2 protein-coding genes are annotated in these 1,467 nt (G+C 42.6%); both read right to left on the bottom strand.

The genetic code is table 11. The annotated features are described in order from the left end of the window. Positions 1-1,122: IS66 family transposase (tnpC, locus tag EKM80_RS14765; protein WP_125554440.1), on the bottom strand; the 1,122-nt coding region annotated here is incomplete at its 3' end. Between the two features lie 78 nt (positions 1,123-1,200). Beyond that, positions 1,201-1,467, bottom strand: a 267-nt coding sequence (gene tnpB, locus EKM80_RS14760) for an IS66 family insertion sequence element accessory protein TnpB (RefSeq protein ID WP_164509596.1), incomplete at its 5' end; no start/stop codon positions are given.

The raw sequence follows: 1,467 nt of genomic DNA, 5'->3' as shown, positions 1-1,467 counted from the left end.
TACCTGATCACGCTCTGTAGGCGTCGTGTTAGCTAAGTCAGCCTCAATACCAAATAGCTGATCTAACTGAGTGACCGCCTCAACCGCTTTTCCATGACCATGTGGGCCACCATCTCGTTGGGCCTCAAAAAATTTACGACGAACATGTGCCCAGCAACCGGCTCTTTGAATTTTTTCTGAGAGTTGATTATAGCCGGCATAACCATCACAGACTAAGGTGCCCTGATAGTCCTGATAGAGTTGTTGCGCAGTAGCGCCACTACGCGAGGGCGCATAATCAAATAAGATTACTGGTTGTTTAGCATCATTACTAGAACAACGCAGCCAAAGATAAGATTTGCTTTTTGCCGGTTTATTCGGTTCACGTAAAACCTGACAAGTCGTTTCATCACCATGAATATGCTTCTGCGTTAAAAGTTCCTGCCCACAGAGCTTAACCAGTGGGGCTAAACATCCAGCGGCGTTGATCATCCAGTTAGCGAGGGTTGGCTCACTTAAACTCAGTCCCAGTTCATGCCAATCTGCTGTTTGTCGATATAACGGTACTGCTAATTCAAATTTATTATGAATAATTTCTGCCATAAGCGATGGTGTTGCTAGGCTATGACTAATAACGGGTAAAGGAACCGGTGCTTGAACCACGATGTCACCGTCGGTGGCCGTATCGTGTGAACAATACAGACATTTATAGGTAGCTTGGTAAGTTTTCTCTAGATAAAGCTGTGCTGGAATAAACTGAACTTGTTCGCGTACAAAATGGCGACCAATTCGGGTTAGTTCGTGTTGGCAATGATCACACTGAAGTTGATCAAGTTCGTAAACTTGTTCATGCACTGGCAAAGTTGGGCTTATCTTTTTTTGACGAGACGACCGTTTTTTCTTATGCGCGGATGGCGCAGTCGTTTCGGTTTGTTGCCCAGTTGACTCTGGTTGGCTAAAAACCCCAGTATCATCAGTTGATTCTGCAGTTGTTTCGCTATTATTTACCTTACTTTGTTCCGAAGACTGACCAAATTGTTTGCGCATCAAATAAGCGATTTGTTCTTCTAGTACTTTAATTCGGCTACTCAATTCAGCTTCATGCGCTAGGTGCGCAAAATTTTTCTTGTCATCAATAAACATGATCTCACCACCTTGAACTTAACCTGATAATCAAAAGTGTACTATAAAAAAGCGTTTTCGGTAACCCCTAAAAACACTTTAATAAAGCTGACTAGGTTGGGCAGGATGAATTGATGCTTCAATGGTAAATCCGTTTAATAACTGACGTAATTGTCTCTGACTTAGTTGTTGGACTTCTTGGCGATTGCGTGGCCACTGCAAATGACCATTTTCAAATCGTTTATACAATAAAATGAAACCATCACCTTCCCAATATAGGCCTTTAAAGCGGTCTAAACGACCGCCACAGAATAAAAACAATGCGGGCGTGAACGGATCTAACCTATACTCACTTTGGATTAAACT

The sequence above is a fragment of the Loigolactobacillus jiayinensis genome, from assembly GCF_003946445.1.
GTDB lineage: Bacteria > Bacillota > Bacilli > Lactobacillales > Lactobacillaceae > Loigolactobacillus > Loigolactobacillus jiayinensis.
Note: the sequence above shows the minus strand (reverse complement) of the source record. Positions and strands in the feature narration are given on the sequence as shown.